General features: G+C 72.6%; 24 protein-coding genes and 1 pseudogene. 19 read left to right on the top strand and 6 right to left on the bottom strand.

The window, feature by feature from the left end; all coding sequences use genetic code 11:
• Nucleotides 1-584: 584 nt before the first annotated feature.
• From ACIRGB_RS34115 to ACIRGB_RS34060, 12 genes and pseudogenes are all read left to right on the top strand, one after another.
• The gene (locus tag ACIRGB_RS34115; RefSeq protein WP_403873065.1) at nucleotides 585-2,234 is read left to right on the top strand and encodes a CTP synthase; all 1,650 of its coding nucleotides are present in this window, start codon (nucleotides 585-587) and stop codon (nucleotides 2,232-2,234) included.
• A gap of 86 nt (nucleotides 2,235-2,320) precedes the next feature.
• Nucleotides 2,321-2,956: an NUDIX domain-containing protein gene (locus tag ACIRGB_RS34110; protein WP_403873063.1), complete on the top strand. Its 636-nt coding sequence runs from the start codon at nucleotides 2,321-2,323 to the stop codon at nucleotides 2,954-2,956.
• 164 nt (nucleotides 2,957-3,120) lie between these two features.
• A complete protein-coding gene (locus ACIRGB_RS34105; RefSeq protein ID WP_403873061.1) occupies nucleotides 3,121-5,148 on the top strand; it encodes a tetratricopeptide repeat protein in 2,028 nt (675 codons plus the stop codon).
• A 142-nt stretch (nucleotides 5,149-5,290) separates the two neighbouring features.
• Nucleotides 5,291-6,406: an alanine dehydrogenase gene (gene ald, locus ACIRGB_RS34100; RefSeq protein ID WP_403873108.1), complete on the top strand. Its 1,116-nt coding sequence runs from the start codon at nucleotides 5,291-5,293 to the stop codon at nucleotides 6,404-6,406.
• A gap of 403 nt (nucleotides 6,407-6,809) precedes the next feature.
• On the top strand, nucleotides 6,810-7,940 hold the full coding sequence (locus ACIRGB_RS34095; protein ID WP_403873058.1) for a ParA family protein: 1,131 nt from the start codon (nucleotides 6,810-6,812) through the stop codon (nucleotides 7,938-7,940).
• A complete protein-coding gene (locus ACIRGB_RS34090; protein WP_403873055.1) occupies nucleotides 7,925-8,503 on the top strand; it encodes a hypothetical protein in 579 nt (192 codons plus the stop codon). The genes ACIRGB_RS34095 and ACIRGB_RS34090 overlap by 16 nt, the downstream gene beginning before the upstream one ends.
• A gap of 18 nt (nucleotides 8,504-8,521) precedes the next feature.
• Entirely contained in the window at nucleotides 8,522-9,751 is a 1,230-nt protein-coding gene (locus ACIRGB_RS34085; RefSeq protein WP_403873052.1) for a segregation/condensation protein A, read from the top strand.
• 89 nt (nucleotides 9,752-9,840) lie between these two features.
• Entirely contained in the window at nucleotides 9,841-10,410 is a 570-nt protein-coding gene (scpB, locus tag ACIRGB_RS34080) for an SMC-Scp complex subunit ScpB (RefSeq protein ID WP_403873105.1), read from the top strand.
• On the top strand, nucleotides 10,410-11,525 hold the full coding sequence (locus tag ACIRGB_RS34075; protein ID WP_403873050.1) for a pseudouridine synthase: 1,116 nt from the start codon (nucleotides 10,410-10,412) through the stop codon (nucleotides 11,523-11,525). Before scpB ends, ACIRGB_RS34075 begins: the two co-directional genes overlap by 1 nt.
• Before the next feature lie 96 nt (nucleotides 11,526-11,621).
• On the top strand, nucleotides 11,622-12,341 hold the full coding sequence (locus ACIRGB_RS34070) for an NUDIX hydrolase (RefSeq protein WP_403873048.1): 720 nt from the start codon (nucleotides 11,622-11,624) through the stop codon (nucleotides 12,339-12,341).
• Nucleotides 12,338-13,360, top strand: a complete 1,023-nt coding sequence (locus ACIRGB_RS34065) for an ADP-ribosylglycohydrolase family protein (protein WP_403873046.1) — start codon at nucleotides 12,338-12,340, stop codon at nucleotides 13,358-13,360. The genes ACIRGB_RS34070 and ACIRGB_RS34065 overlap by 4 nt, the downstream gene beginning before the upstream one ends.
• 4 nt (nucleotides 13,361-13,364) lie before the next feature.
• Nucleotides 13,365-13,988: pseudogene (locus ACIRGB_RS34060) on the top strand (DNA polymerase beta superfamily protein).
• On the opposite strand, the gene ACIRGB_RS34055 reads toward ACIRGB_RS34060, so the two are convergent.
• Both ACIRGB_RS34055 and ACIRGB_RS34050 read right to left on the bottom strand, forming a co-directional pair.
• Complete coding sequence (locus ACIRGB_RS34055) at nucleotides 13,914-14,666, bottom strand: DNA polymerase beta superfamily protein (RefSeq protein WP_403873044.1); 753 nt, start codon at nucleotides 14,664-14,666, stop codon at nucleotides 13,914-13,916. The pseudogene ACIRGB_RS34060 and the gene ACIRGB_RS34055 sit on opposite strands and share 75 nt — an antisense overlap.
• A gap of 22 nt (nucleotides 14,667-14,688) precedes the next feature.
• Complete coding sequence (locus ACIRGB_RS34050) at nucleotides 14,689-15,093, bottom strand: Rieske (2Fe-2S) protein (RefSeq protein WP_403873043.1); 405 nt, start codon at nucleotides 15,091-15,093, stop codon at nucleotides 14,689-14,691.
• 146 nt (nucleotides 15,094-15,239) lie between these two features.
• On the opposite strand from ACIRGB_RS34050, the gene aroH reads away from it, so the two are divergent.
• From aroH to der, 5 genes are all read left to right on the top strand, one after another.
• Complete coding sequence (gene aroH, locus ACIRGB_RS34045) at nucleotides 15,240-15,602, top strand: chorismate mutase (protein ID WP_403873041.1); 363 nt, start codon at nucleotides 15,240-15,242, stop codon at nucleotides 15,600-15,602.
• Nucleotides 15,599-16,684, top strand: coding sequence for a prephenate dehydrogenase (locus ACIRGB_RS34040; RefSeq protein ID WP_403873039.1), 1,086 nt, complete (start codon nucleotides 15,599-15,601; stop codon nucleotides 16,682-16,684). The genes aroH and ACIRGB_RS34040 overlap by 4 nt, the downstream gene beginning before the upstream one ends.
• A 113-nt stretch (nucleotides 16,685-16,797) precedes the next feature.
• Nucleotides 16,798-17,493: a (d)CMP kinase gene (cmk, locus tag ACIRGB_RS34035; RefSeq protein ID WP_403873037.1), complete on the top strand. Its 696-nt coding sequence runs from the start codon at nucleotides 16,798-16,800 to the stop codon at nucleotides 17,491-17,493.
• Nucleotides 17,490-18,152 carry a lysophospholipid acyltransferase family protein gene (locus ACIRGB_RS34030; protein WP_403873035.1) on the top strand — a complete coding sequence of 221 codons (663 nt, stop codon included), beginning with the start codon at nucleotides 17,490-17,492 and terminating at the stop codon, nucleotides 18,150-18,152. The genes cmk and ACIRGB_RS34030 overlap by 4 nt, the downstream gene beginning before the upstream one ends.
• A 74-nt stretch (nucleotides 18,153-18,226) precedes the next feature.
• The gene (der, locus tag ACIRGB_RS34025) at nucleotides 18,227-19,705 is read left to right on the top strand and encodes a ribosome biogenesis GTPase Der (RefSeq protein WP_403873033.1); all 1,479 of its coding nucleotides are present in this window, start codon (nucleotides 18,227-18,229) and stop codon (nucleotides 19,703-19,705) included.
• Nucleotides 19,706-19,784: 79 nt separating this feature from the next.
• Here the strand turns inward: der and ACIRGB_RS34020 are convergent, their stop codons facing one another.
• Both ACIRGB_RS34020 and ACIRGB_RS34015 read right to left on the bottom strand, forming a co-directional pair.
• Entirely contained in the window at nucleotides 19,785-20,078 is a 294-nt protein-coding gene (locus ACIRGB_RS34020; RefSeq protein WP_403873031.1) for a hypothetical protein, read from the bottom strand.
• A 73-nt stretch (nucleotides 20,079-20,151) separates the two neighbouring features.
• Nucleotides 20,152-20,949 carry a hypothetical protein gene (locus ACIRGB_RS34015; RefSeq protein ID WP_403873030.1) on the bottom strand — a complete coding sequence of 266 codons (798 nt, stop codon included), beginning with the start codon at nucleotides 20,947-20,949 and terminating at the stop codon, nucleotides 20,152-20,154.
• Between the two features lie 315 nt (nucleotides 20,950-21,264).
• On the opposite strand from ACIRGB_RS34015, the gene ACIRGB_RS34010 reads away from it, so the two are divergent.
• Nucleotides 21,265-22,122, top strand: a complete 858-nt coding sequence (locus ACIRGB_RS34010; protein WP_403873028.1) for a hypothetical protein — start codon at nucleotides 21,265-21,267, stop codon at nucleotides 22,120-22,122.
• A gap of 312 nt (nucleotides 22,123-22,434) precedes the next feature.
• The gene (locus ACIRGB_RS34005; protein WP_403873026.1) at nucleotides 22,435-22,650 is read left to right on the top strand and encodes an I78 family peptidase inhibitor; all 216 of its coding nucleotides are present in this window, start codon (nucleotides 22,435-22,437) and stop codon (nucleotides 22,648-22,650) included.
• 18 nt (nucleotides 22,651-22,668) lie between these two features.
• Here the strand turns inward: ACIRGB_RS34005 and ACIRGB_RS34000 are convergent, their stop codons facing one another.
• On the bottom strand, nucleotides 22,669-23,688 hold the full coding sequence (locus tag ACIRGB_RS34000) for a phosphatase PAP2 family protein (protein WP_403873024.1): 1,020 nt from the start codon (nucleotides 23,686-23,688) through the stop codon (nucleotides 22,669-22,671).
• A gap of 238 nt (nucleotides 23,689-23,926) precedes the next feature.
• Nucleotides 23,927-25,108: a mannosyltransferase family protein gene (locus ACIRGB_RS33995; RefSeq protein ID WP_403873022.1), complete on the bottom strand. Its 1,182-nt coding sequence runs from the start codon at nucleotides 25,106-25,108 to the stop codon at nucleotides 23,927-23,929.
• Nucleotides 25,109-25,132: the final 24 nt, after the last annotated feature.

Here is a 25,132-nt window from a genome sequence, read left to right as displayed (position 1 = left end):
GTGCAACTCCAGTCGAACGGCCACGTCACCCCGCATGGGGGCGGTCGCTAGTGCGGTCAGCGGTCAAGGGTGGGGTCAGAGGTGTGTGTCAGGGAATATGTGGTGAGGATGTCGGTCCTGTGTGCCATGCCTCGTTGAGCCATGAAGCAAAGCAGCCGTCCGGCCGTGCAGCCAAACGGGGTGCCCCGAACGACAATTGTCGCTCAACGAACTGACGAGCTCTCGTTGTTCCGGTGCTGACGGGCGAGGGGTGGTGCCGTGTCGCCGGGCGGGCTCGGCAGCGAACGTCCGAGCAGGATACGACGCACGTAGATGATCTGTGTGCCGCTCCGGGCAACCCGGGTCCGCCGAACGGGTGACCACCGGGTGAGGAAACGGTAACGGTCCCACCTGCGTGTCCGGGCGTGCGCGGAGGGTGGCCGGACGCCATCGCCCCGAGGCGCTGATACGCTGGTAGCCCGTGGACCGGTGGGAGAAAAACCCCGGAACCGCAGCGACGGCGCCGCCGACGACCCCCGGACGACCGGGGCGGAGGACGAACGCACCGCACCCCAGACCGCGACCACGGGAGCCCCCTCTTGGCCATGCCGCCCAAATCTTCGACGACCAAGCACATCTTCGTCACCGGGGGTGTCGCCTCCTCGCTCGGCAAGGGGCTCACCGCCTCCAGCCTCGGCATGCTGCTCAAGGCCCGGGGCCTGCGCGTCGTGATGCAGAAGCTCGACCCGTACCTGAACGTCGACCCCGGCACGATGAACCCGTTCCAGCACGGTGAGGTGTTCGTCACCAACGACGGCGCCGAGACCGACCTGGACATCGGCCACTACGAGCGCTTCCTCGACCGCGACCTCGACGGCTCGGCCAACGTCACCACCGGCCAGGTGTACTCCACGGTGATCGCCAAGGAGCGGCGCGGCGAGTACCTGGGCGACACCGTCCAGGTCATCCCGCACATCACCAACGAGATCAAGCACCGCATCCGCCGCATGGCGACGGACGAGGTCGACGTCGTGATCACCGAGGTCGGCGGCACGGTCGGCGACATCGAGTCGCTGCCGTTCCTGGAGACCGTCCGCCAGGTCCGGCACGAGGTCGGCCGGGACAACGTGTTCGTCGTGCACATCTCGCTCCTGCCCTACATCGGCCCGTCGGGCGAGCTGAAGACCAAGCCGACCCAGCACAGCGTCGCCGCCCTGCGCAACATCGGTATCCAGCCGGACGCGATCGTGCTGCGCTGCGACCGCGAGGTCCCGACCGCGATCAAGCGCAAGATCTCGCTGATGTGCGACGTCGACGAGGCGGCCGTGGTGGCCTGCCCCGACGCCCGCTCCATCTACGACATCCCCAAGGTCGTGCACACCGAGGGCCTGGACGCCTACGTCGTCCGCAAGATGGACCTGCCGTTCCGCGACGTGGACTGGACGACCTGGGACGACCTGCTCGACCGCGTCCACAAGCCCGAGCACGAGATCGTCATGGCCCTGGTCGGCAAGTACATCGACCTGCCCGACGCCTACCTCTCGGTCACCGAGGCGCTGCGCGCGGGCGGCTTCGCCAACAAGGCCCGCGTGAAGATCAAGTGGGTCACGTCCGACGACTGCAAGACCCCGGCCGGTGCCAAGGCGCAGCTCGGCGACGTCGACGCGATCTGCATCCCCGGCGGCTTCGGCGAGCGCGGCGTGACCGGCAAGGTCGGTGCGATCAAGTACGCCCGTGAGAACCGCGTCCCGCTGCTCGGCCTCTGCCTCGGCCTCCAGTGCATCGTGGTCGAGGCCGCGCGCAACCTGGCCGGCATCGCGGACGCCAACTCCACCGAGTTCGACCCCGCCACCGCCCACCCGGTCGTCTCCACCATGGCCGAGCAGCTGGACATCGTGGCCGGCGAGGGCGACATGGGCGGCACCATGCGGCTCGGTATGTACCCGGCGAAGCTGGCCGAGGGCTCCATCGTGCGCGAGGTCTACGACGGCAAGGAGTACGTCGAGGAGCGGCACCGCCACCGCTACGAGGTGAACAACGCCTACCGCGCGGAGCTGGAGAAGAAGGCCGGCCTCCTCTTCTCGGGCACCTCCCCGGACGGCAAGCTCGTCGAGTACGTCGAGTACCCGCGCGACGTCCACCCCTACCTGGTCGCCACGCAGGCGCACCCGGAGCTGCGCTCGCGCCCGACCCGCCCGCACCCGCTCTTCGCCGGGCTGGTCAAGGCCGCGGTCGAGCGGAAGACGTCGAAGTAACACACCAGTTGTACGGTGGCCGGGGCACGCGCACTCGACGGCGCGGGCCCCGGCTTTCGCGTACGTCTGGAAGGGCAGGTCAGGCAATGACGGGCAGCATGATCAAGGACACTCCCGAGGAGTGGGAGATCCGGGGCAGCCAGACCCCCTTCCAGGGCAAGAAGACCTCGGTCCGCACGGACGACGTGGTGATGCCCGACGGCTCCGTGGTGACCCGCGACTACCAGGTCCACCCCGGCTCGGTCGCCGTCCTCGCCCTGGACGGCGAGGGCCGGGTGCTGGTCATCCGGCAGTACCGGCACCCGGTGCGCGAGAAGCTGTGGGAGATCCCGGCCGGCCTGCTCGACGTCCCCGGCGAGAACCCGCTGCACGCCGCCCAGCGCGAGCTGTACGAGGAGGCGCACGTCAAGGCCGAGGACTGGCGGGTGCTGACCGACGTGTACACCACCCCCGGCGGCTGCGACGAGGCCGTACGGATCTTCCTCGCCCGGGACCTGTCCGAGGCCGCCGGCGAGCGCTTCGAGGTCGAGGACGAAGAGGCCGACATGGAGCTGGCGCGGGTGCCCGTGGCCGACCTGGTCCGGGGGGTGCTCGCGGGCGAGCTGCACAACAACTGCCTGGTCGTGGGCGTGCTCTCGCTGGTCGCCGCCGAGCAGGGCGACGGGCTCGACGCCCTGCGTCCGGCCCAGGCGCCGTGGCCGGCCCGCCCCTTCGAGGCCTGAGAGTGCCCTCGGAGCCCCTACTGGTGTGACCATCGGCTGATCCGATCGGGGGATCTGCCCGCCGCGCTCCACCGGGAACGTCGCAGAGCGTGAACTAGGCTCTCAAACGCCCGAACCGGGCTTCCGGCGGGCACCGGCGTGCGGTGGGATCGGGAGTGTGGCCCGTGACGGATCAGGCGGTGGACACGGACGGCGTACGACTGTCGCAGGACCCTGCTGCGGACAGCGGATTCCTGGGCCGCACCCGGGAGCTGAAGGAGCTGCGCGCCGACATCGAGCGCGCCGGCCTCGACACCCTCTCCGGCCGCAAGGCCCCCCGCGCGCGCGTGCTGCTGATCGCGGGCCGTCCCGGCTCGGGGCGCACCGCGCTCGCGGAGGAACTGGCCGCGCGCGTCGCGGACGACTACCCGGACGGCGTGCTGCGGGCCCGGCTGAGCGAGCCGGACGGCTCCCGCGTCCCCGTCGCACGCGTCGCCCGGGACCTGCTCACCGCACTGGACCGCACCGCGCCGCCCGGGGCCGACGAGGACGACCTGACCGAAACCCTGCGCACCGCGCTCGCCGACCGCAGGGTCCTGCTCCTGCTGGACGCCGTCGCCGACGCCGAGCAGGTCGACGCCCTGCTGCCGGACACCCCGGACTGCCTGGCCGTCGCCGTGGCCGAGGGCCCGCTGACCGGCATCGCGGACGTCCGCCCGTGCACGCTGGGCGGCCTGGACACCAAGTCGGCCGTGGAACTGCTGTCCCGCCACACCGGCTCGGTCCGCATCACCGTCGACCCCCGGGCCGCCGAACAACTGGTCGAGCTGTGCCAGGCCCAGCCCGCCGCGCTGACCCTGGCCGGCGGCTGGCTCGCGGCCCGTCCCCAGGCGGCCGTCGCCGACCTGGCCAAGCACGTGCACGCGGAGAGCGACGAGGGGAGCGCGCTCGACCGCGTCTTCCGCCTCGTCTACGCGTCGCTGCCCAGCACCGCCGCCCGCATGCTGCGGCTGCTCTCCCTCGCCCCGGCGGGCCGGGTCGACCCGCACACCGCCTCCGCGCTCGCCGGCTGCTCGGTGAGCGGCGCCCGCACCACCCTGGACGACTTCGTCGGCCTCGGCCTGCTGCGCGCCGTCGACTCGCCGCTGCCCGAGTACGAGGTCCCCGGGTGCCTGCACGGCCGGCTGAGCGCCCTCGCCCGCAAGCACGACCGGCCCGCCGAGCTGCAACTGGCCCGCGCCCGCATGCTGGAGCGGACCGTGCGGCTGCTCCAGTCCTGCCGGGCGGTCACCGAGACCGACAGCCCGCAGGCCCGCGAGAGGCTCCTCGCCACGCCGCGCGACCTGCGCTTCCCGCACCCCGGGGCCGCCGCCGACTGGCTGCGCGCCCGGCGCCCCGCCCTGCTGGCCGCGGCCCGCCTCGCGGTCGCCGACGGCGAGCTGGACACCCTCGCCCGCAGACTGATGTCCCAGCTGGTGCGGGCCATGGTCGCCCACTTCGGCACCCAGGCCGCGGCTCCCGACCTGTACGGCGTCCACCGCCTCGTCCTCGACGTGGCCGAGCGCCGCGAGCTGCCCCGGGAGAAGGCCGCGGCCCTGCTGAACCTGGCCGATTTGGACGCCCGCACCGGCCGCACCGCCGAGGCCCTGGTGCGCTACCGGGCCGCGCTGGACGCCGGACGCGAGGCGAACGACCCGTACGCGACCGGCCGCGCGATGGAATCCGTCGGCGGCGCCCACCTGGAGCTCGGGGACTACGACCGCGCCGCCGACTGGTTCGGCCGGGCCCTCGCCCAGCGCCTCGCCCGGGACGAGCGCGCCGACGCCGCCCGGGTCTACGGCCGCCTCGCCACCGCCCACACCTACGCCGGACGCTACGGCGAGGCGGTGCGGTCCTGGCGCGCCGCGGCGGCCGGGCACCGCAAGGCGGGGGACGTGGCGGCGCACGCGCGGGCACTGGCCGAGCTGGCCCGGGTCCAGGAGTACGCCGGGCGCCCCGAGGAGTCGCTGCGCACCTGCCGGGAGGCCGTCGACTGGGCCCGCCGGGCCGAGGACGTACGGCTCCAGGCCGCGCTGCACCTGCGGCTCGCCGACACGCTGGACCGGCTCGGCGACCCCACCGCGGCCGGCCTGGAGCGGGGCGTGGCCGAACGGATGCTGAGGGAAGATCCCGCAGATGCCTGCGAAATCCGCAGCACATCGTCTGAAGATTAATGCTTTGAAAGGCTAGACAGAGGGAACACCTTCATTAGACTGGCTCTGCCGCACGTTCTCCTGCGGTCTCTCCCGGTGTGCCCGCGCTTGAGCGGGTATGCCTTGTAATAGCCCATCCTCTGAGCCAAGGACCGTGATCCACGTGAAGGTCGGCATCCCCCGCGAGGTCAAGAACAACGAGTTCCGGGTGGCCATCACCCCCGCCGGCGTGCACGAGCTGGTGCGCCACGGTCACCAGGTCGTCATCGAGCACAACGCCGGCGTCGGCTCCTCGATCCCCGACGAGGAGTACGTCGCGGCCGGCGCGCGGATACTCGGCACCGCCGACGAGGTGTGGGCCACCGCGGACCTGCTCCTGAAGGTCAAGGAGCCGATCGCGGAGGAGTACCACCGCCTGCGCAAGGACCAGACGCTCTTCACCTACCTGCACCTGGCCGCCTCCAAGGAGTGCACGGACGCGCTCATCGCGTCCGGCACCACCGCCATCGCCTACGAGACGGTCGAGCTGCCCGGCCGCGCGCTGCCGCTGCTGGCCCCGATGTCCGAGGTCGCGGGCCGGATCGCCCCGCAGGTCGGCGCCTACCACCTGATGGCCCCCAACGGCGGGCGCGGCGTGCTGCCCGGCGGCGTGCCGGGCGTGACCCCCGCCAAGGCCGTCGTCATCGGCGGCGGCGTCTCCGGCTGGAACGCCACCCAGATCGCCGTCGGCATGGGCTTCGACGTGACCCTGCTCGACCGCGACATCAACAAGCTGCGCGAGGCCGACAAGATCTTCGGCACCAAGGTCAAGGCCGTCATGTCCAACTCCTTCGAGCTGGAGAAGGCCGTCGTCGACGCCGACCTGGTCATCGGCGCGGTGCTCATCCCGGGCGCCAAGGCCCCGAAGCTGGTCACCAACGAGCTGGTCTCCCGGATGAAGCCGGGCAGTGTCCTTGTCGACATCGCGATCGACCAGGGCGGCTGCTTCGAGGACTCGCACCCGACCACGCACGCCGAGCCGACCTTCAGGGTCCACAACTCGGTCTTCTACTGCGTCGCCAACATGCCGGGCGCGGTGCCCAACACCTCGACCAACGCGCTCACCAACGCCACGCTGCCCTACATCGTCGAGCTGGCCGACCGCGGCTGGGCCGAGGCGCTGCGCCGCGACCCCGCGCTGGCCAAGGGCCTCAACACCCATGACGGCAAGGTGGTTTACCGCGAGGTCGCCGAGGCGCACGGCCTGGAGTATGTCGACCCGGCGACTCTGCTCGCCTGAGTCGTCACTCGCGTAAGTCATCAAACGGCAAAGGCGATACGTCAACAGTCGTCGTCAACCCCGCACACCCGGCCGGACCTTGCCCGACAAGGTCCGGCCGGGTGTGTGTATGGTCACTTTGCGATTCTCGGTCAACTCGCCTCGAACGTAACGCTTCAACCGATTCGCGCACCGGTGAAACCTGCTGTGCGACGGCCGTACGCCCTTGACAGAGGGATGTTTCATTGCCGACACATCGGGCCGGGTCCGGCGGATTGTGTTGCTGCGGACGGCCGACACGCCATAGAGTCGCCGAACGTCGGCATGGTGCCACGCTGACCTGTCGAGAAGTTCCCTGGTCACCAAGGAGGTAAGACGACTTGTGAATGAGTCGACATTTACTCCCGGGGGTGGTCAACCAGGAATGCCGGCACGGACCCGCGGTCCCGGATGTCTCGAGGCTGTCGGCTCCGTGGCTGTACGCACCTCCGCAGCCGACCACCAGAGTCCGCAGGCAACTCGGACAGCACACATGAGTATGGATGGCCAACACGTGAACGCCATGGCCGGCGACGGAAGTGGCGCGCCACGCAACCACTTCGCCGACTACGACGAACTGCCCGAGGGGCACTTCTACGACCCGGACGCGGAGTACGAGCCGGATCCCGAGTACGCCGCCACGCTCGCGCCCGACGCGGCCCGGCAGCGCCGCGAGCGCATCGGCCCGACCGGACGCCCGCTGCCGTACTTCCCGATCCCGGGCCCGCTGACCGAGCACGGCCCCGCCAAGATCATCGCGATGTGCAACCAGAAGGGCGGCGTGGGCAAGACCACGTCGACCATCAACCTGGGTGCCGCGCTCGCCGAGTACGGGCGCCGGGTGCTGCTCGTCGACTTCGACCCGCAGGGCGCGCTGTCGGTCGGACTCGGCGTCAACCCGATGGAACTCGACCTCACCGTCTACAACCTGCTCATGGAGCGGGGCATGGCGGCCGACGAGGTGCTGCTGAAGACCGCGGTCCCCAACATGGACCTGCTGCCCAGCAACATCGACCTGTCGGCGGCCGAGGTGCAGCTGGTGAGCGAGGTGGCGCGCGAGTCCACCCTCCAGCGGGCGCTGAAGCCGCTGATGGACGACTACGACTACATCGTGATCGACTGCCAGCCCTCGCTCGGCCTGCTCACGGTCAACGCGCTGACCGCGGCGCACAAGGTGATCGTGCCGCTGGAGTGCGAGTTCTTCGCGCTGCGCGGTGTGGCGCTGCTGACCGAGACGATCGAGAAGGTCCAGGAGCGGCTCAACCCCGACCTGGAGCTCGACGGCATCCTCGCCACGATGTACGACTCGCGCACGGTGCACAGCCGCGAGGTGCTCGCGCGGGTCGTCGAGGCGTTCGACGACCACGTCTACCACACGGTCATCGGGCGCACGGTCCGCTTCCCGGAGACCACGGTCGCCGGTGAGCCGATCACCACGTACGCGTCCAACTCCGTCGGTGCCGCCGCCTACCGCCAGCTCGCCAGGGAGGTGCTCGCCCGGTGTCACGCCGAGTGAGTCTGCCGGGGGCCGACGAACTCTTCCGTACGACAGGGGGAACGGCGCTCCAGGCGTCCACCCCGCGGCGACCGGCGGGCGGCGAGGCCCGGGTGCCGGCCCCGGCGGGGGAGAGCGACCAGGCAGCCGCCGAGGACGGACCGCAGTCGGTGCCCGCGCAGGCCGGGGACGGCGAGGGCGCGGAGCACGCGGCGGCGGACGCGGAGGCGGGCTCGGCGGGCGAGACGCACACGCGGGGCACGGAGCGCTCCGCACGGCCCTCCGGGCCGGGGACGGGCGCGCAGGAAGGTTCTGCCGCCGCTGGCGCCGACCGGCCCCGCAAGCGCGGCAGGGCCGCCGCACGGCGCCCCAGCGGGCGTGAGCGCCACGACGAGAAGATCACCGTGTATGTCTCCGCCGAGGAACTGATGGACCTGGAGCACGCCCGCCTGGTGCTCCGGGGCGAGCACGGCCTGGCCGTGGACCGCGGCCGCATCGTCCGCGAGGCGGTCGCCGTGGTCCTGGCGGACCTGGAGACCCGCGGGGACGCCAGCATCCTCGTACGACGGCTGCGCGGACGCTAGCGGTAGCCTGCGGGGGCCATGACCTCGAACGACGCCCCCCACCCCGGCCGCGGCCCGCGCGCCGCCCGCCGGCGTGCCCTGGGCAGGGGTCCGGAGGTGTCGGCGGCCGCAGTGGAGGCCCCCACGGCGGGGGAGCCCGGAGAGGATACGCACTCCGGCCCCGTTGCGTCGTCGCAGGACGGCGACCGGCACGTCCGGGGAGAAACCGCCCCCGCCCCGGCCGAGGAGCCCGGAGACCCGGCGCGGGTCCGGGAGACGGCACGACCGGACGCGGACGGACGGGACCACCCCGGTCCTTCGGACACCGAAACGCCCACGACGGGCCCGGGCACAGCGGACCCCGGGACGCGGACCGAGCCGCGGGTGCGGGCGGCCGACCAGGCTCGGGGCGCCCTCGCCCCCGAGTCGCCCACCGGGCCCGCACAGGACCCCGGGGACGACGGTGTCTTCACGGTGCGGCTCGCCAACTTCGAGGGGCCGTTCGATCTGCTTCTCCAGTTGATCTCCAAGCACAAGATGGACGTCACCGAGGTCGCGCTGTCGAAGGTGACCGACGAGTTCATGGCGCACATCCGGGCGATGGGGCCGGACTGGGACCTCGACCGGACCACCGAGTTCCTGGTGGTCGCGGCCACGCTGCTGGACCTGAAGGCGGCCCGGCTGCTGCCCGCCGCCGAGGTCGAGGACGAGGCCGACCTGGCCCTCCTGGAGGCCCGCGACCTGCTCTTCGCCCGCCTGCTCCAGTACCGCGCGTACAAGCGGATCGCGGAGATCTTCAACGAGCGGCTGGAGACCGAGGCCCGCCGCTACCCCCGTACCGTGGGCCTGGAGCCGCACCACGCCGAGCTGCTGCCCGAGGTGGTCATCAGCATCGGCCCCGAGGGCTTCGCCAGGCTCGCCGTGAAGGCGATGCAGCCGAAGCCCCGGCCGCAGGTGTACGTGGAACACATCCACGCCCCCCTGGTCAGCGTGCAGGAGCAGGCCGGGATCGTGGTCGCCCGCCTGAAGGAACTGGGCGAGGCCAGCTTCCGCGTGCTGGTCCAGGACACCGAGGACACCCTGACCGTCGTCGCCCGCTTCCTCGCCCTGCTGGAGCTGTACCGGGAGAAGGCCGTCGAGCTGGACCAGGAGATGGCCCTCGGCGACCTGCTGGTGCGCTGGACCGGCGGTGACGGGGAGACGCAGCCGGTGGTGACCGACGAGTTCGACCGGCCGCCCGAGGCCCCGAAGGAGGAGCAGAAGGCGTGAGGGAGCAGACCACCGAGGCCGAGGCGGCCACCGAGGCTCCGGACGGCGTCGCCGGACTCGACCTCAAGCCCGCCCTCGAAGCCGTCCTCATGGTCGTCGACGAGCCCGCGACCGAGGAGCGGCTGGCGAAGATACTGCACCGGCCCCGGCGGCGGATCGCGGACGCCCTGCGCGAGCTGGCCGACGAGTACGCCGTCCAGGGTCGCGGTTTCGAGCTGCGCCTGGTCGCCGGGGGCTGGCGCTTCTACAGCCGGCCCGAGTACGCCGCGGCCGTCGAGGGCTTCGTCCTGGACGGCCAGCACGCCCGCCTCACCCAGGCCGCCCTGGAGACCCTCGCCGTGGTCGCCTACCGCCAGCCGGTCAGCCGCAGCCGCGTCTCCGCGGTGCGCGGCGTGAACTGCGACGGCGTGATGCGCACCCTCCTCCAGCGGGGTCTGGTCGAGGAGGCGGGCACGGAACCCGAAACAGGTGCGATCCTGTACGTGACGACGAACTACTTCCTGGAGCGGATGGGCCTGCGCGGCCTGGACGAGCTCCCGGAGCTCGCGCCCTTCCTCCCGGAGGCGGAGGCGATCGAGGCCGAGACGCTGGAAGCGGTCCCGTCGTTCGATCCGGACGCCCCGGATTCCGAGGGCGCACACGACAAGACGGAATTTTGATGCGAAGCAGCAGCGGCAGGAACAGCAGCGGAAACAACGGCGGGAGCCGTGGTGGCAACAGCGGCGGCCGCGGCGGGAGTGGCGGTGGCCGCGGCAACTACCGCGGCGCCGGCAACGACCGCGACGACAAGCAGGGCGGCCGTCCCAAGAAGCCGCGCCCGGAGGAGCGGCGCTACGACGTGGGCCCCGGCGCCACCAAGGACGGCCCGAAGTCGGGCCGGGGACCCTCGGCCCGCGGCGGCGCCAAGGGCGGCCCCAAGCGGCCCCAGCAGCGTGGCCGCAGCGCCCCGGCCACGTCCCGCGAGTACGAGACGCGGGCCGAGGAGCGCAACCGCGAGCGGTACGCGGGCAAGAAGGACGTCAAGCTGCCCAAGACCTTCCCGGGCGCCGAGCAGGAGGGCGAGCGGCTCCAGAAGGTCCTCGCGCGCGCGGGCTACGGCTCCCGGCGCGCCTGCGAGGAGCTGATCGAGCAGGCCAGGGTCGAGATCAACGGCGAGATCGTGCTGGAGCAGGGCCGCCGCGTCGACCCGGAGAAGGACGAGGTAAAGGTCGACGGGCTGACCGTCGCCACGCAGTCGTACCAGTTCTTCTCGCTCAACAAGCCCGCCGGTGTCGTCTCCACCATGGAGGACCCGGAGGGCCGCCAGTGCCTCGGTGACTACGTCACCAACCGCGAGACCCGCCTCTTCCACGTCGGCCGGCTCGACACCGAGACCGAGGGCATCATCCTGCTCACCAACCACGGCGAGCTGGCGCACCGCCTGACCCACCCCCGGTACGGCGTGAAGAAGACCTACCTCGCGCACATCGTGGGCCCGATCCCGCGCGACCTCGGCAAGCGCCTCAAGGACGGCATCCAGCTGGAGGACGGGTACGCGCGCGCGGACCACTTCCGGGTCGTCGAGCAGACCGGCAAGAACTACCTGGTCGAGGTCACCCTGCACGAGGGCCGCAAGCACATCGTCCGCCGGATGCTGGCGGAGGCGGGCTTCCCCGTCGACAAGCTGGTGCGCACCTCCTTCGGCCCGATCACGCTGGGCGACCAGAAGTCGGGCTGGCTGCGCCGCCTGTCCAACACGGAGGTCGGGATGCTGATGCAGGAGGTCGACCTCTAGGTCTCCCAGGTCTTCTAGGTCTCCCAGGTCTTCGAGGGTTGTTCCGAGCACCCACCGTCTTTATAGTCGTAGTGACTATTAAGAGGGTGGGTGTTCGTGCACGGCTACGACAAGCACGCTTTCGAACCCTTCGCCGTCACCGTCGACCTCGCCGTTCTCACGCTCCGCGCGGGCGCCCTGCACGCGCTGCTCGTCGAGCGGGGACAGGAGCCGTACGCGGGCCGCTGGGCACTGCCCGGCGGCTTCCTGCTGCCCGAGGAGTCGGCGGAGACGGCGGCCCGGCGCGAGCTGGCCGAGGAGACCGGCCTGGCGGACGTGACCGGGCTGCACCTGGAGCAGCTGCGGACCTACAGCGAACCCGGCCGCGACCCCCGGATGCGGGTCGTCTCCGTGGCCTTCGCCGCGCTGCTGCCGGACCCTCCCGAACCGCACGGCGGCGGGGACGCGGCCGAGGCCCGCTGGGTGCCGTACGACGAGGCCCGGGGCCTCGCCTTCGACCACGACCGGATCCTGGCCGACGCCCGGGACCGCGTCGGCGCCAAGCTGGAGTACACCTGCCTGGCCACCGCCTTCTGCCCGGCCGAGTTCACCCTGGGCGAGCTGCAACAGGTCTACGAGACGGTGTGGGGCACGGCCCTGGACCGGCCCAACTTCCGCCGCAAGGTCCTCGCCACCCCCGGTTTCGTCGAGCCCGTCCCGGGCGCCGCCCGCCTGACCGGAGGCCGCGGCAAGCCCGCCGCCGTGTACCGCGCCGGCCCGGCCACCACCCTGCACCCGCCCCTGCTGCGCACCCCTCGGGAAGGACGCCCCGCATGACCACGACCACCGGCACCAAGCGCGCCGCCACCGGAGCGCTCACCGGCCTCGCCCTCGGCGACGCGCTGGGCTTCCCCACCGAGTTCAACGACGTGCCGTCGATCCTCGCCAAGTGCGGCCCCTGGCGGGAGATGGCGCTGCCCCGCCCCGCGATCGTCACCGACGACACCCAGATGACCCTGGCACTGGGCAAGGGGCTGCGGACCGCCATGGACCGGGGAGTGCTCGGCCCCAAGCGCATGGAGCGGCCGGTGCGCGAGGAGTTCGTCGACTGGTACCAGTCCCCGGAGAACAACCGGGCGCCGGGCAACACCTGTCTCCGCGCCTGCAACCTCCTCAAGACCCCGGACCGCCCCTGGCAGGACGCCAGTCAGATCCACTCCAAGGGCTGCGGCGCCAACATGCGCGTCGCACCGGTCGGGCTCGTCCCCGGCCTCAGCGACGAACAGCGCGCGGGCGCCGCCCAGTTGCAGTCCGCGCTCACCCACGGGCACCCCACCGCGCTCGCCGCCTCCGACCTCACGGCGCACGCCGTACGGCTGCTCGCCGAGGGAGCCGAGCCGACCGGACTGGTCGGACGGCTGCGCTCGTACGCCTACGACAACCGCACCCGCTACCACGAGCGCTGGCTCGGCGACCTGTGGACCCGCGCCCAGGACCCGACGCCCGAGCACTTCATCGCACGCGGCTGGGACGAGTGTCTGGCGACACTCGACCGGCTCCAGGAGGCGGTGCGCACCGTCTCGCCCGAGACCGACCCCTGCCTGGCCGTCGGCGAGGGCTGGATCGCCGAGGAGGCCATGGCGGCCGGGCTGCTCTGCTTCCTGCTCTTCGTCGACGAACCGCTCACCGCCCTGCGCCGCGGCGCCTGCACCGCCGGCGACTCCGACTCCATCGCCTGCCTCGCGGGCGCCTTCGCCGGTGCGCACCTCGGGGCCGACGCCTGGCCCGCCGACTGGGCGGACCGCGTCGAGTACCGGGGCGACCTGCTGAGCCTGGGAGCGCTCTGGGACGCTTGAGCGCGTGATCGACGCCCTGGACATCGACCTGGCCCCCGTGGTGGCCGAACAGCCCTTCCCGGTGCTGTTCGCCACCGTCTCCGGCGCCCACCTCTACGGCTTCCCCTCCCGCGACTCCGACGTGGACCTGCGATGGGCCTGGTCACGCACGACCTGCGCAAGTTCGTACGCCTGATGCTCCGCCGCAACGGCTACGTGCTGGAGTAGCTGCTGTCGCCCCTGGTCGTGCACACCACCGACGCCCACCGCGAGCTGGCCGCCCTACCGGGGGTTCGCGGGCACCCAGTGGCGTCTGTTCGAGAAGACCGGAGAGCTGAAGCCGCTGCTGTACACCTTCCGGGTACTGCTCACCGGCATCCACCTGATGCGCGTCGGCGAGGTGCAGCCCCACCTGCCCACCCTCGCCCGGGCGGTGGACGCCGCGCCCGCCTACCTCCCCGAGCTGATCGCGGCCAAGGCCGAGCGCGAGCACGGCGACGCGGGCGTCGACCACGCGCGCGTGCGGGCCGACATGGAGCGGCTGCACGCCGTGCTGGACGAGGCGCAGGGTGCGTCAGCCCTCCCCGACGCCCCGACCGCGTACGACGCCCTGCAGGACTTCGTCGTACGGACCCGGCTGGAGCGCTGAGGCACGGCGGGTGCGGACCAGGAAGTCCTCCACCCGGCGCAGGTCCGGCTCGTCGGGGAGCGGGCTGCGGCGGGCCGCCTCCTCGCCCTCGCGCGCCAGGCGGTTCATCCGCGTCTCCACCTCCGGCCAGGGCACCTCGCCGCGCTTCACGGCGAGCAGCGACTCGCGCGCCTCGCCGACGTCGATCGTCAGGACGCCGGTGCGCAGCAGGTCGCGGGCGCTCGTCAGGAGCCGCAGCAGGTGCATCGCGTGCTTCCAGCGCGGGGTGCCGTGGGTGCGCACGTCGGCGTCGAGCTTGCGGCGCTGGCCGTGGGCGTACCGGGTGAACGTCTCGTAGGCCCGGCGGGAGAGGAAGGCCTCGCGCAGGGAGAGCAGTTCGCGGCCGGTGTCGTCCACGGACTCCACCAGCGGGGAGTGCAGGCACTCCAGGATGTTCGGGTTCGCCCGCAGGGCCAGCTCGCAGAAGCGCTCCAGCTCCCAGCTGAACTGCTCCTCCGCGGGCCCCTCCACGTGCGTCGGCGGCTTCTCGAAGCGCCAGTACAGCTCGGTCGGGGCGAGGAAGACGCCCCGGCGGTCCGTGTCGCTGTCCTCCGTCGCCAGACCGAAGGCCCGCGAGCCCATGACGCAGGAGTAGACCGTGTGGTCGCGGACCAGGGACTCGGGGGTCTGGGGGCGCATGGCGGGAGCGTACGCGGGCCGCTCAGGCCAGGCGGACCGAATTTCCCCGCACCGTGATCCGCTTGCCGGGCAGCGGCTCCGTGGCCGGACCCCGTACCACCGAGCCGTCGGCCGCGGAGAACCTGCTGCCGTGGCAGGCGCAGTCGATGGTCCCGTCCCGCACGTCGGACACGATGCAGCCCTGGTGGGTGCAGACCGCCGAGAACGCCTTGAACTCGCCCTTCTCCGGTTGGGTCACCACGATCTTCTCCTCGGTGAGGATCTTGCCGCCGGCGATCGGGATGTCGCCCGTGGCCGCCAGCTCCCGCCCGGGCGAGACGGCCGAGGAACCGCCGTCACCATCCCCGTCGCCGCAGCCCGTGCAGAGCGCCACAGCGCCCGCGCCGGTGCAGCGGAGGACCGTACGGCGGGTCGGGTTCTGGGTCATGTCGCAACTCCGGGGGAGGGGGGTTCCAGGCGGCGGGGCCAGCGTCTCAGGAGACGGGCGCCGGGGGCCGGTACGCGGCGGGCTGACTAGGCTGGACGGACCAAGAACCGATACATGCGTCAGCACTGTGAGCAAGGAGCATCGCCGTGGCGGTACGAGCGGTCCGGGGCGCCGTCCAACTGGAGCGGGACGAGGCGGGGCACATGGACGAGCAGGTCGCGGCCCTGATCACCGCCCTCATGGAGCGCAACGGCCTGACGGTCGACGACCTGATCAGCCTGTGGTTCACCGCCACCCCCGATCTGCACAGCGACTTCCCGGCCGCCGCGGCCCGCGGGCTCGGCATCACCGACGTGCCGCTGATCTGCGCCCAGGAGCTGGACATCGAGGGCGCCATGCCCCGCGTCGTGCGTGTCCTCGCCCACATCGAGTCGGACCGGCCCCGCGCCGACATCGCCCACGTCTACCTCGGCGCCGCCGCGGCCCTGCGCAAGGACATCGCCCAGTGAGAACCGCACTCGTCATCGGCACCGGCCTCATCGGGACCTCCGCCGCCCTCGCCCTCACCGACCGGGGCGTCACCGTCCACCTCGCCGACCACGACCCCGAGCAGGCCCGCACCGCCGCCGCGCTCGGCGCCGGCACCGACGAGGCCCCGGACGGCCCGGTCGACCTCGCGATCGTCGCCGCCCCGCCCGCCCTGGTGGCCGACGTGCTCGCCGACGCCATGGCCCGCGGCGCCGCCCGCGGCTACATCGACGTGGCCAGCGTCAAGGGCGGCCCCCGGCGCGAGCTGGAGGCGCGCGGCCTCGACCTGTCGGCGTACATCGGCACCCACCCCATGTCCGGCCGGGAGAAGTCCGGTCCGCTGGCCGCCACCGCCGACCTCTTCGAGGGGCGCCCCTGGGTGCTGACCCCGACCCGGGACACCGACACCGAGGTGCTGAACCTGGCCCTGGAGCTGGTCTCGCACTGCCGCGCGGTGCCGGTGGTGATGGACGCGGACGCCCACGACCGTGCCGTGGCCCTCGTCTCGCACATGCCGCACCTGGTCTCCAGCATGGTCGCCGCGCGCCTGGAGCACGCCGAGGAGGCCGCCGTACGGCTGTGCGGCCAGGGCATCCGCGACGTGACCCGGATCGCCGCCTCCGACCCCCGGATGTGGATCGACATCCTCTCCGCCAACCCGGGGCCGGTCGCCGACCTGCTCACCGACGTCGCCGCCGACCTGGAGGAGACGGTGCGGGCCCTGCGCGCCCTGCAGTCCTCCGACGAGGACGAGCGCCGCGAGGGCGGCACCGGCATCGCCGAGGTGCTGCGGCGCGGCAACGCCGGGCAGGTCCGCGTCCCCGGCAAGCACGGCTCGGCCCCGCGGGCCTACGAGACGGTGGCCGTCCTCATCGACGACCAGCCCGGCCAGCTGGCCCGCATCTTCGCGGACGCGGGACGGGCCGGGGTCAACATCGAGGACGTGCGCATCGAGCACGCGACCGGGCAGCAGGCGGGTCTGGTGCAGCTGATGGTGGAGCCGAAGGCCGCCGCCGTCCTCACCGCGGCCCTGACGGAGCGGGGCTGGGCGATCCGCCAGTGAGCACGGGGCGCCGGACGCCTGTCAGAGGGGGCCCAGCGGCCCGGTAACCTTGTGCGGGACGCGCTCGCGTCCCGCACACCACCCACCGCACCGCACCAGGAAGGTGTCCCCTCGTGGAAAACGGCGCCGCCCCGACCGCCCCGGCCGTGATTGTCGCCATCGACGGCCCCTCCGGCACGGGCAAGTCGAGCACGTCGAAGGCCGTGGCCGCACAGCTCGGCCTGAGCTACCTGGACACCGGTGCGCAGTACCGGGCGATCACCTGGTGGATGGTGACCAACGGCATCGACACCGACGACCCGCACGCCGTGGCCGCCGCGGCCGGCAAGCCCGAGATCGTCTCCGGCACCGACCCGGCCGGCCCGACCATCACGGTCGACGGCGTGGACGTGGCCGGCCCGATCCGCACCCCGGAGGTCACCTCCAAGGTCAGCGCGGTCAGCGCCGTACCGGAGATCCGCGCCCGGATCACCGAGCTCCAGCGCTCCATCGCCGCCGCCGCGCCGCTCGGCATCGTCGTCGAGGGCCGCGACATCGGCACCACCGTGCTGCCCGACGCCGACCTGAAAATCTTCCTCACCGCCTCGGCGGAGGCCCGCGCCGCCCGCCGCAGCGGCGAGCTGAAGGGCGCCGACGTCAACGCCACCCGCGAGGCCCTGATCAAGCGGGACGCGGCCGACTCCAGCCGCAAGACCTCCCCGCTGGCCAAGGCCGGCGACGCGGTCGAGGTGGACACCACCGCCCTCACCCTGCCGCAGGTCATCGAGTGCGTCGTCACCCTCGTCGAGGAGAAGCGGGCGGGGAAGTGACCGCATCCCCCGCAGCGCCCGCCCCCTCCGAGAAGGGTGCCGAGGTAGGCCGGCGCATCGGCGTCGGCCTGATGTACGGGCTGTGGAAGCCGCGTGTGCTCGGCGCCTGGCGGGTGCCCGCCACCGGCCCGGTGATCTACGCCGTCAACCACGCGCACAACATCGACGGCCCGATGGTCATGGGCGTGGCGCCCCGGTCGACGCACTTCCTGATCAAGAAGGAGGCGTTCGTCGGCCCGCTGGGACGCTTCCTGACCGGCATCGGCCAGGTCGAGGTCGACCGCCACTCCACCGACCGCACGGCCATCGCCCGCGCGCTGGGCGTGCTGGACAACGGCGGCGTCCTGGGCATCTTCCCGGAGGGCACCCGGGGCGAGGGCGACTTCGCCTCGCTGCGCGCCGGGCTCGCCTACTTCGCGGTGCGCAGCGGTGCCCCGATCGTCCCGGTCGCGGTACTGGGAAGCACGGACCGTCCCGGACGGTTGATAAAGGCGCTGCCCCCGCTGCGCTCCCGCGTCGACGTCGTCTTCGGCGACCCCTTCGACGCGGGCGACGGCAGCGGGCGGCGCACCCGCAAGGCCCTGGACGAGGCCACCGAACGCATCCAGAAGCAGCTCACCGCGCACCTGGAAAACGCCAGGCGCCTCACCGGGCGCTGAGTGACACTTGAGTAGTGGATCACCCGGTACAGGGGTGTTCCACCGATCACCACGATGAACGAGGTACGGACTTCATGAACGACCACATCCACCCCGAGGGCTCGGGCGAGGAGCACGACCACGGGGCGCTCGGCGACGCCGAGTACGCGCAGTTCATGGAGCTGGCCGCCGAAGAGGGCTTCGACGCCGAGGAGGTCGAGGGCGCGATCGAGGAGGCCGGGCACGGCCCGCTGCCCGTCCTCGCCGTCGTCGGCCGCCCCAATGTCGGCAAGTCGACCCTCGTGAACCGCATCATCGGCCGCCGCGAGGCCGTCGTCGAGGACAAGCCCGGCGTCACCCGCGACCGCGTCACCTACGAGGCCGAGTGGGCCGGGCGCCGCTTCAAGGTCGTCGACACCGGCGGCTGGGAGCAGGACGTCCTCGGCATCGACGCCTCCGTGGCCGCCCAGGCCGAGTACGCCATCGAGGCCGCCGACGCGGTCGTCTTCGTCGTGGACGCCAAGGTCGGCGCCACCGACACCGACGAGGCGGTCGTCCGGCTGCTGCGCAAGGCCGGCAAGCCCGTCGTGCTGTGCGCCAACAAGGTCGACGGCCCCAGCGGCGAGGCCGACGCCTCCTACCTGTGGTCGCTGGGCCTCGGCGAGCCGCACCCGGTCTCCGCGCTGCACGGCCGCGGCACCGGCGACATGCTGGACCGGGTCCTGGAAGCCCTGCCCGAGGCCCCGGCCCAGACCTTCGGCACCGCCGTCGGCGGCCCGCGCCGCATCGCCCTGATCGGCCGCCCCAACGTCGGCAAGTCCTCGCTGCTGAACAAGGTCGCGGGCGAGGAGCGCGTCGTCGTCAACGAACTGGCCGGCACCACCCGCGACCCGGTCGACGAGCTGATCGAACTGGGCGGCGTGACCTGGAAGTTCGTCGACACGGCGGGCATCCGCAAGCGCGTCCACCTCCAGCAGGGCGCCGACTACTACGCCTCGCTGCGCACCGCCGCCGCCGTCGAGAAGGCGGAGGTCGCCGTCATCCTCATCGACGCCTCCGAGTCGATCTCGGTCCAGGACCAGCGGATCGTCACCATGGCCGTCGAGGCGGGCCGCGCCATCGTCGTCGCCTACAACAAGTGGGACACCCTCGACGAGGAGCGCCGCTACTACCTGGAGCGGGAGATCGAGACGGAGCTGGGCCAGGTGGCCTGGGCGCCGCGGGTCAACGTCTCGGCGCAGACCGGACGGCACATGGAGAAGCTCGTCCCGGCGATCGAGACCGCCCTCGCGGGCTGGGAGGCCCGGGTCCCGACGGGCCGGCTGAACGCCTTCCTCGGCGAGCTGGTCGCCGCCCACCCGCACCCGGTGCGGGGCGGCAAGCAGCCGCGCATCCTCTTCGGCACCCAGGCGGGCACCAAGCCCCCGCGGTTCGTGCTCTTCGCCTCCGGCTTCATCGAGGCGGGCTACCGGCGCTTCATCGAGCGCCGGCTGCGCGAGGAGTTCGGCTTCGAGGGGACGCCGATCCACATCTCGGTGCGGGTGCGCGAGAAGCGCGGCGCGAAGAAGAAGTAGGACCATGCTGGGCACACCCAGTGACGCGTGAGGGGCGCCCCCGGCCGGGGGCGCCCCTCACGCGTCATTCGTCCGGCGGTCAGGTGCCGGACCGCGGGGCCGGTGGCAGCGCCGCCGGGACGTGGTGCGTGCCGCCGACCCGCTGCCACACCGAGTGCTGGCCGGCCCGGGCGCTCTGGGCCCCCGCGCTGTAGGCGCTGTAGCCGCCTCTGCCGCGCGGAATGCTCCTGAAGGCCGTGAAGCCGAACTCCTCCTCACCGCTGCGATCGCCCGGCAGCGATCGGAAGGACCTGACGTACTCGGCGTAGAGCGCGTCGTAGATCGGTGTGGTCGAGGAGCCGCCGTGGCGGTGGAAGGCGTCGTATGCGTACACGTATGTCCAAACGACCCCGAGGGGGAAGGGATGCGGCCCAGGTGACGGCCGTCCGGCAGCAGCGTGAACGGGCTCAGGTCCCCGCCAGCGGCAGCGCCGCCGCGACCAGCTGTCCGTTCGCCGCCGCCTTGTCCAGCGCGTCGCGCAGCAGGTCCTCGCGCGGCTGCCGGCCGATCGACCCGACGGGCGCCGCGAACATCAGCACCTGCTGGTGCTTGTTGGCCGCCGTGCGCCACCCCTCGGTGACCTGGAGCGGCTGGTGCGCCTGCCACCAGGCCACCGGCCGGCCGCCGTTCGTCCCGGGCTGGAGCACCGCGTGCAGCTGGCCCATCGCGAGCAGGACCGACCAGCCGTGCAGCACGGCCGGCGCGGTGGCCAGCTCGGTGACCGGCATGAAGCCCTGCTCGATCAGCAGCGGCAGGAAGTCGTCGCCGGCGCCGGCAGTGCCGGGTCGAGCGATGGGAGCGGTCGGCTCCACCACGAGGGCCGGGTGCAGCTCCCCGGCGATCAGGATCAGCCCGCTGGTCACCCCGAGCACGGCCTGCTCCGGCGCGGCCTTCTGAGGGGCGGCGGGAGCGGGCTCGGAGCGGGCCTGGTCGGCGTTGATCGACCGCACCGCGCCCTGGAGCTGCTCCTCGGTGACCTTGACGACCTGCGAGGGCAGGCAGCCCGCGTGGGCGAAGGCCAGCACGGCGGTCTCGTCCCCGATGAAGAGGACGGTGCTGGTGCGCTCCTGCTCGCAGTCGCCCGGGGTGCGGCAGGACGTGCAGTCGTAACTGCCCGGGGCGGACTCCCCGGCCAGCAGGCGGTCGGCTTCTTCGTCGCCGATCTCGGCGCGTACGTCGTCGCTGACGTCGAGCATGCGCGGCACGGGTGGCTCCCTCGGGATGCGGTGCGTGGCCGGACCGGGTGGCTCCCGGGCCGGGGTCCGGGCGGGTCCCCGGCTCATGCAAGGACAACGGGGGATCGGTGGCGGGGGTCACGCCCCACGGCCGACGGAAGGGCGTTCTCCCGGCCCCGCGAGTCGACAAATCATGAAATCAGTGAAGGAACCGGGTGACCGGAAGGAGTCGTCGTCGGGCGCCCGGCCCCGCCGTGACCACATCGCAATCGGACACGGACAACCAGAAGGCAGGGTTCCGGGTCTTACCGGACGACGACAAGCCCAGGGGAGGAACCGCACCGCATGACGCCGCCGGCCGCACCGGCCGCCCCGCTGCGCGCCGACTGCATCGGCGACTCCGCGGGCGGTCTGACCTTCGACGTCGCCGCGCGCGGAAGGACCGGGGCGGCCCTGCTCGTCCTGCGCCGCCGTGTCCCCGACGCCGTCGACGTCGCCGCCGCGGACACGGTCAGCCTCCCGCTGGCCCCGGCGGTGGAGGGCCGGCTGCGCGCCGCGCTGCCCAGCAGCGTGTCCCTGCCCGAGGGCCGCTGGGACGCCTACGCCCGCCTGGCCGACGGCCGGCCGCGGCGCCTGGTGCCCGGCGTCACCGATCTGCGCTCCCTGGCCGAGCGCACCCCCAGCGGACTGCTCGGCCACGTCGCCGTCCGCATCCCGTACGCCACCCGGCAGGGCAACCTCACCGTCCGCAGCTGGCTGCGCGCCCCGCACGCGGAGGCGGTGGACCTGCGCCTCGCGAGCGGCGGCCTGACCGTGCGTGGGCGCGTGTACGGCACCCAGCTGGTGCCCGGGGCGGACGCCGAGCTGCGGGCCCGGCCCGGCGACACGGAAGACGGCGCGGCAGGCGGCGTGGACGGCTCCGGCGTGCGCCGGGTGGACGTCGCCGCCGAGCGGACGGAGTTCGTCTTCACCGTGCCCTACGACGGCCTGGCACCGGGCCTCTGGGACCTGTGGCTGCGGCCCGCCGGCGACTCCGGACCGGTGGTGCGGCTCGCGCGGCTGCTGGACGACATCGCCGACAAGAACCCGGTCCTCACCTTTCCCCGCGCGCGGGTGCGGACGCCGTACGGCCCCGTGGAGGCCGGGCCGTACTACACCCGGGACAACGACCTGTCGCTCGCCGTCGCCCCGCTGGAAGCCTGACCGCGTGTCCGATGTTCGATTCGTGTAAGTGATGTGCGGGGCGACCCGGCGACGCCCCGCATTCCGCATCCGGACACTCCCGAACGGACGTGCGTGCACCTTTTCCGTCCACTTATTCGACGGAGTACCGCGACGCGCGGGAATTCACCTCGGCCGCCGGTGGAACGTCCGCAGATCCGTCCATTCGTGTGAACGAGTTCCGGCAAAACGCACAGCGTGATCCTGTGACAGAAATGTGACCGTAGGTGCATCTGAGGCCCGTGTTACCGGCTCGGGCTTCCCCGCTCCCGGAGCAGGGCATAGCGTGGCGGCATGGCACCGATTCCGACACCCCCGGCCGAGCCCCAGGACAGTCCGGACACCTACGTCGGCCTCGATTCCGAGGCGGCCGAGCGGCAGGCGCGGGAGCGCGGCTGGTCGACGGTGCGGTCTCTGGCCCCCGGCACGGTCATCACCATGGAGTACCGCGTGGGCCGCCTCAACTTCGAGGTGAAGGACGGCCGCGTCTCCCGGGCCTGGAAGGGCTAGAAGGGGCCCCGGGCGCGGTCAGCCGCCCGACAGGGGCCGGGCCGCCGGGGCCGTGTTGCGCGGGTGGCGGTCGGCGTGCGGCGGCCGGCGGCTGCCGGCCGGGGTCACGGGCGTACGGTCCGAGCGGGCCGTGTGCGGGCCCGGGGCCAGGTACACCGGGGCCCGGGTGGTGCGCGGCGCGGCGACCGGCTCGCGGGCCGGGGTCTCCGGCCGCCCGGAGCCTGCCGGGGCGACGGGCGCGGGCCGCCCGGGCGGCCGCTTCGTCGCCCGCCCGCGGCCCAGGCGGGCGTACCAGCGGTCGCGCAGGCCGAGGATCCAGGTCTCCGCGCGGGTGATCAGCGGTTCGACCCAGGGGAGCGCCAGCAGGATCAGCAGCCCCGCCGCCCAGCCGAGGAGCACGTCGCTGAGCCAGTGCGTACCGAGGTAGACGGTGGACATGCCCACCCCGAGCGAGGTGACCGCGGACAGCGCGGACAGCCAGCGCCGGGCGCGGTGCGTCGAGGCCAGGTAGGCGAGGATGCCCCAGGTCACGACGGCGTTCGCGGTGTGACCGCTCGGAAATATATCGCCGCCGAGCCACATCTCGTTGGCGCCGATCGTGGTCGCGTAGTGCGGTCCCAGCCGCCCCATGCCGTACTTGGCGGCGCCGACCGTGATGTTCAGCAGGAGCAGGGAGACGCCGAGCGCCAGCAGCGGACGCAGGGTGTGCTGCCGCCAGGAGCGCCAGCCGAGCCAGGCCGCGACCATCACGGCGGTGGGGCCGCGCTGGCCGAGCACCACGTAGTAGTCGACGAACGCGTGGATCTCCGGCCACTGCTGGTAGGGCCGGAAGAACATGACCTGCCAGTCGAGCCGGACCAGCCACGAGCTGATCACTACGGCCCACACGATCGCGAGGTAGAACGCGAGGGTCCCGGCGAACAGCGCGAACCTGTGCCGGGACATCTCCGGCACGTCCAGGAGCTCCGGTCGTTCCGGCTCCCGGTCCAGTCTCGCGAACACCCGGTCCAGACGGGTGGGCTTCCGTTCGGTACGCACCCAATCGACGTTACAGCGAGTGAGGAGTGATCCCTGCCGAATCAACGGCTTTGTGATGACGATGTGATGTGGGATTCCTCTCAGGCGACGCCTTATTTCCGGGTAATCCGCAATCCCGTCCGGTCGCAGACTTCAATTCCTTTGATCTGTCCGGCCGGCGGTTTTATCGTGCTTATGAATTCGTTCACCGAATGCTGGTACGGAATTGTCCCGGCGGTCATCGGGCGGCCCCGGCCGGTCAGGGCGGGCCGGAGCCGTTCAGCCAGAAGGCCCCGTAGACCGCCGACGCCGCCGCGACGGCGCACACGACCGTCGCCGCCCCGGCGGTGCGCAGCCGGGCCAGGCCAAGGGCCAGGGGGAACAGCAGCGGGAACGCGGGCAGCAGCAGCCGGGGCTTGGAGCCGAAGTAGCTCGACGCGCACACGGCGAGCACGGTGACGATCCCCGCGTACACCAGCAGCGGCAGCGGCTGGCGCTGCCGCACGCACACCACGTACAGCCAGGCCAGCAGCGCGATCCCGACGACCAGCCCGATGCCCGCCAGGGCCGCCGGGAACGAGGTGAACTTCGCCGCGACGAAACGGGCGAAGGCCGCGCCCCCGTCGAAGCCGTTGCGCCAGCCGGCCTGCACGTCGAGATAGCCGAGCGGGCCCTTGCCGGTGCGGTGGCCGACCCACAGGACGTAGCCGGCGGCGCCCAGGGGCGCGAGCAGCACGCCGAGCAGGCGCCGAGCGCCCAGGGCGCGGTCGGTGCCGCCCTCGCCGCGGCTCCGTACGCACGCCGTGATCACGGCCGCCCAGACCGCCGCCGTCACCGCGAGCCCGACCGGGCGGGTCAGCCCGGCAAGCGCGGCCAGCGTCCCGGCCGTCACCCAGCGCCCGGTCAGCACCGCGTACAGCGACCAGGCGGCCAGCGCCGTGAACAGGGACTCGCTGTACGCCATCGACTGCACGATCCCGACCGGCAGCACGGCCCACAGCAGCGTCGCACACACGCCCGCACGGGGGCCGTAGACGTGGTCCGCCACCGCGAAGATCCCCCAGGCCGCGGCGAGCGAGGCGAGCAGCGAGACGACGAATCCGGCGTCGGCGTACGACAGGGGCGTCACCGCCGCGCCGAGCCGCTCCAGCCAGGGCAGCAGCGGGAAGAAGGCCAGATTGGAGTGCACGTCGCCATCGGGCAGTCGCACCTCGTAGCCGTACCCCAGCTCGGCGACCCTGGTGTACCAGAGCGAGTCCCAGCGGGCCGTCAGCAGCGAGTACGCGCTCTTGTCGCGCGCCGCGCTCCACAGGGCCAGGGCGAGCAGGCCCAGGGCGCGCACGGCCGCGTAGCCGAGGAGCGCCGGGGCGGCCCGGCGCAGGGCACCGGACGGACCCGGGGCGCCGGGGCGGCCCGCGGTGCGCGTTTCAAGATCGGTCACGGGCCCGATTATCTGCCGTGCGCC

It is taken from the genome of Streptomyces sp. NPDC102490 (assembly GCF_044765285.1).
GTDB lineage: Bacteria > Actinomycetota > Actinomycetes > Streptomycetales > Streptomycetaceae > Streptomyces.
This window is presented reverse-complemented; position numbering and strand designations above follow the sequence as displayed.

Coding starts and splice junctions, on each gene's coding strand:
- ACIRGB_RS34115 (WP_403873065.1), top strand. CDS start 585: ATGCCGCCCAAATCTTCGACGACCAAGCACATCTTCGTCACCGGGGGT.
- ACIRGB_RS34110 (WP_403873063.1), top strand. CDS start 2,321: ATGACGGGCAGCATGATCAAGGACACTCCCGAGGAGTGGGAGATCCGG.
- ACIRGB_RS34095 (WP_403873058.1), top strand. CDS start 6,810: ATGCCGGCACGGACCCGCGGTCCCGGATGTCTCGAGGCTGTCGGCTCC.
- ACIRGB_RS34085 (WP_403873052.1), top strand. CDS start 8,522: ATGACCTCGAACGACGCCCCCCACCCCGGCCGCGGCCCGCGCGCCGCC.
- scpB (WP_403873105.1), top strand. CDS start 9,841: ATGGTCGTCGACGAGCCCGCGACCGAGGAGCGGCTGGCGAAGATACTG.
- ACIRGB_RS34075 (WP_403873050.1), top strand. CDS start 10,410: ATGCGAAGCAGCAGCGGCAGGAACAGCAGCGGAAACAACGGCGGGAGC.
- ACIRGB_RS34065 (WP_403873046.1), top strand. CDS start 12,338: ATGACCACGACCACCGGCACCAAGCGCGCCGCCACCGGAGCGCTCACC.
- ACIRGB_RS34055 (WP_403873044.1), bottom strand. CDS start 14,666: ATGCGCCCCCAGACCCCCGAGTCCCTGGTCCGCGACCACACGGTCTAC.
- ACIRGB_RS34050 (WP_403873043.1), bottom strand. CDS start 15,093: ATGACCCAGAACCCGACCCGCCGTACGGTCCTCCGCTGCACCGGCGCG.
- der (WP_403873033.1), top strand. CDS start 18,227: ATGAACGACCACATCCACCCCGAGGGCTCGGGCGAGGAGCACGACCAC.
- ACIRGB_RS34010 (WP_403873028.1), top strand. CDS start 21,265: ATGACGCCGCCGGCCGCACCGGCCGCCCCGCTGCGCGCCGACTGCATC.
- ACIRGB_RS34005 (WP_403873026.1), top strand. CDS start 22,435: ATGGCACCGATTCCGACACCCCCGGCCGAGCCCCAGGACAGTCCGGAC.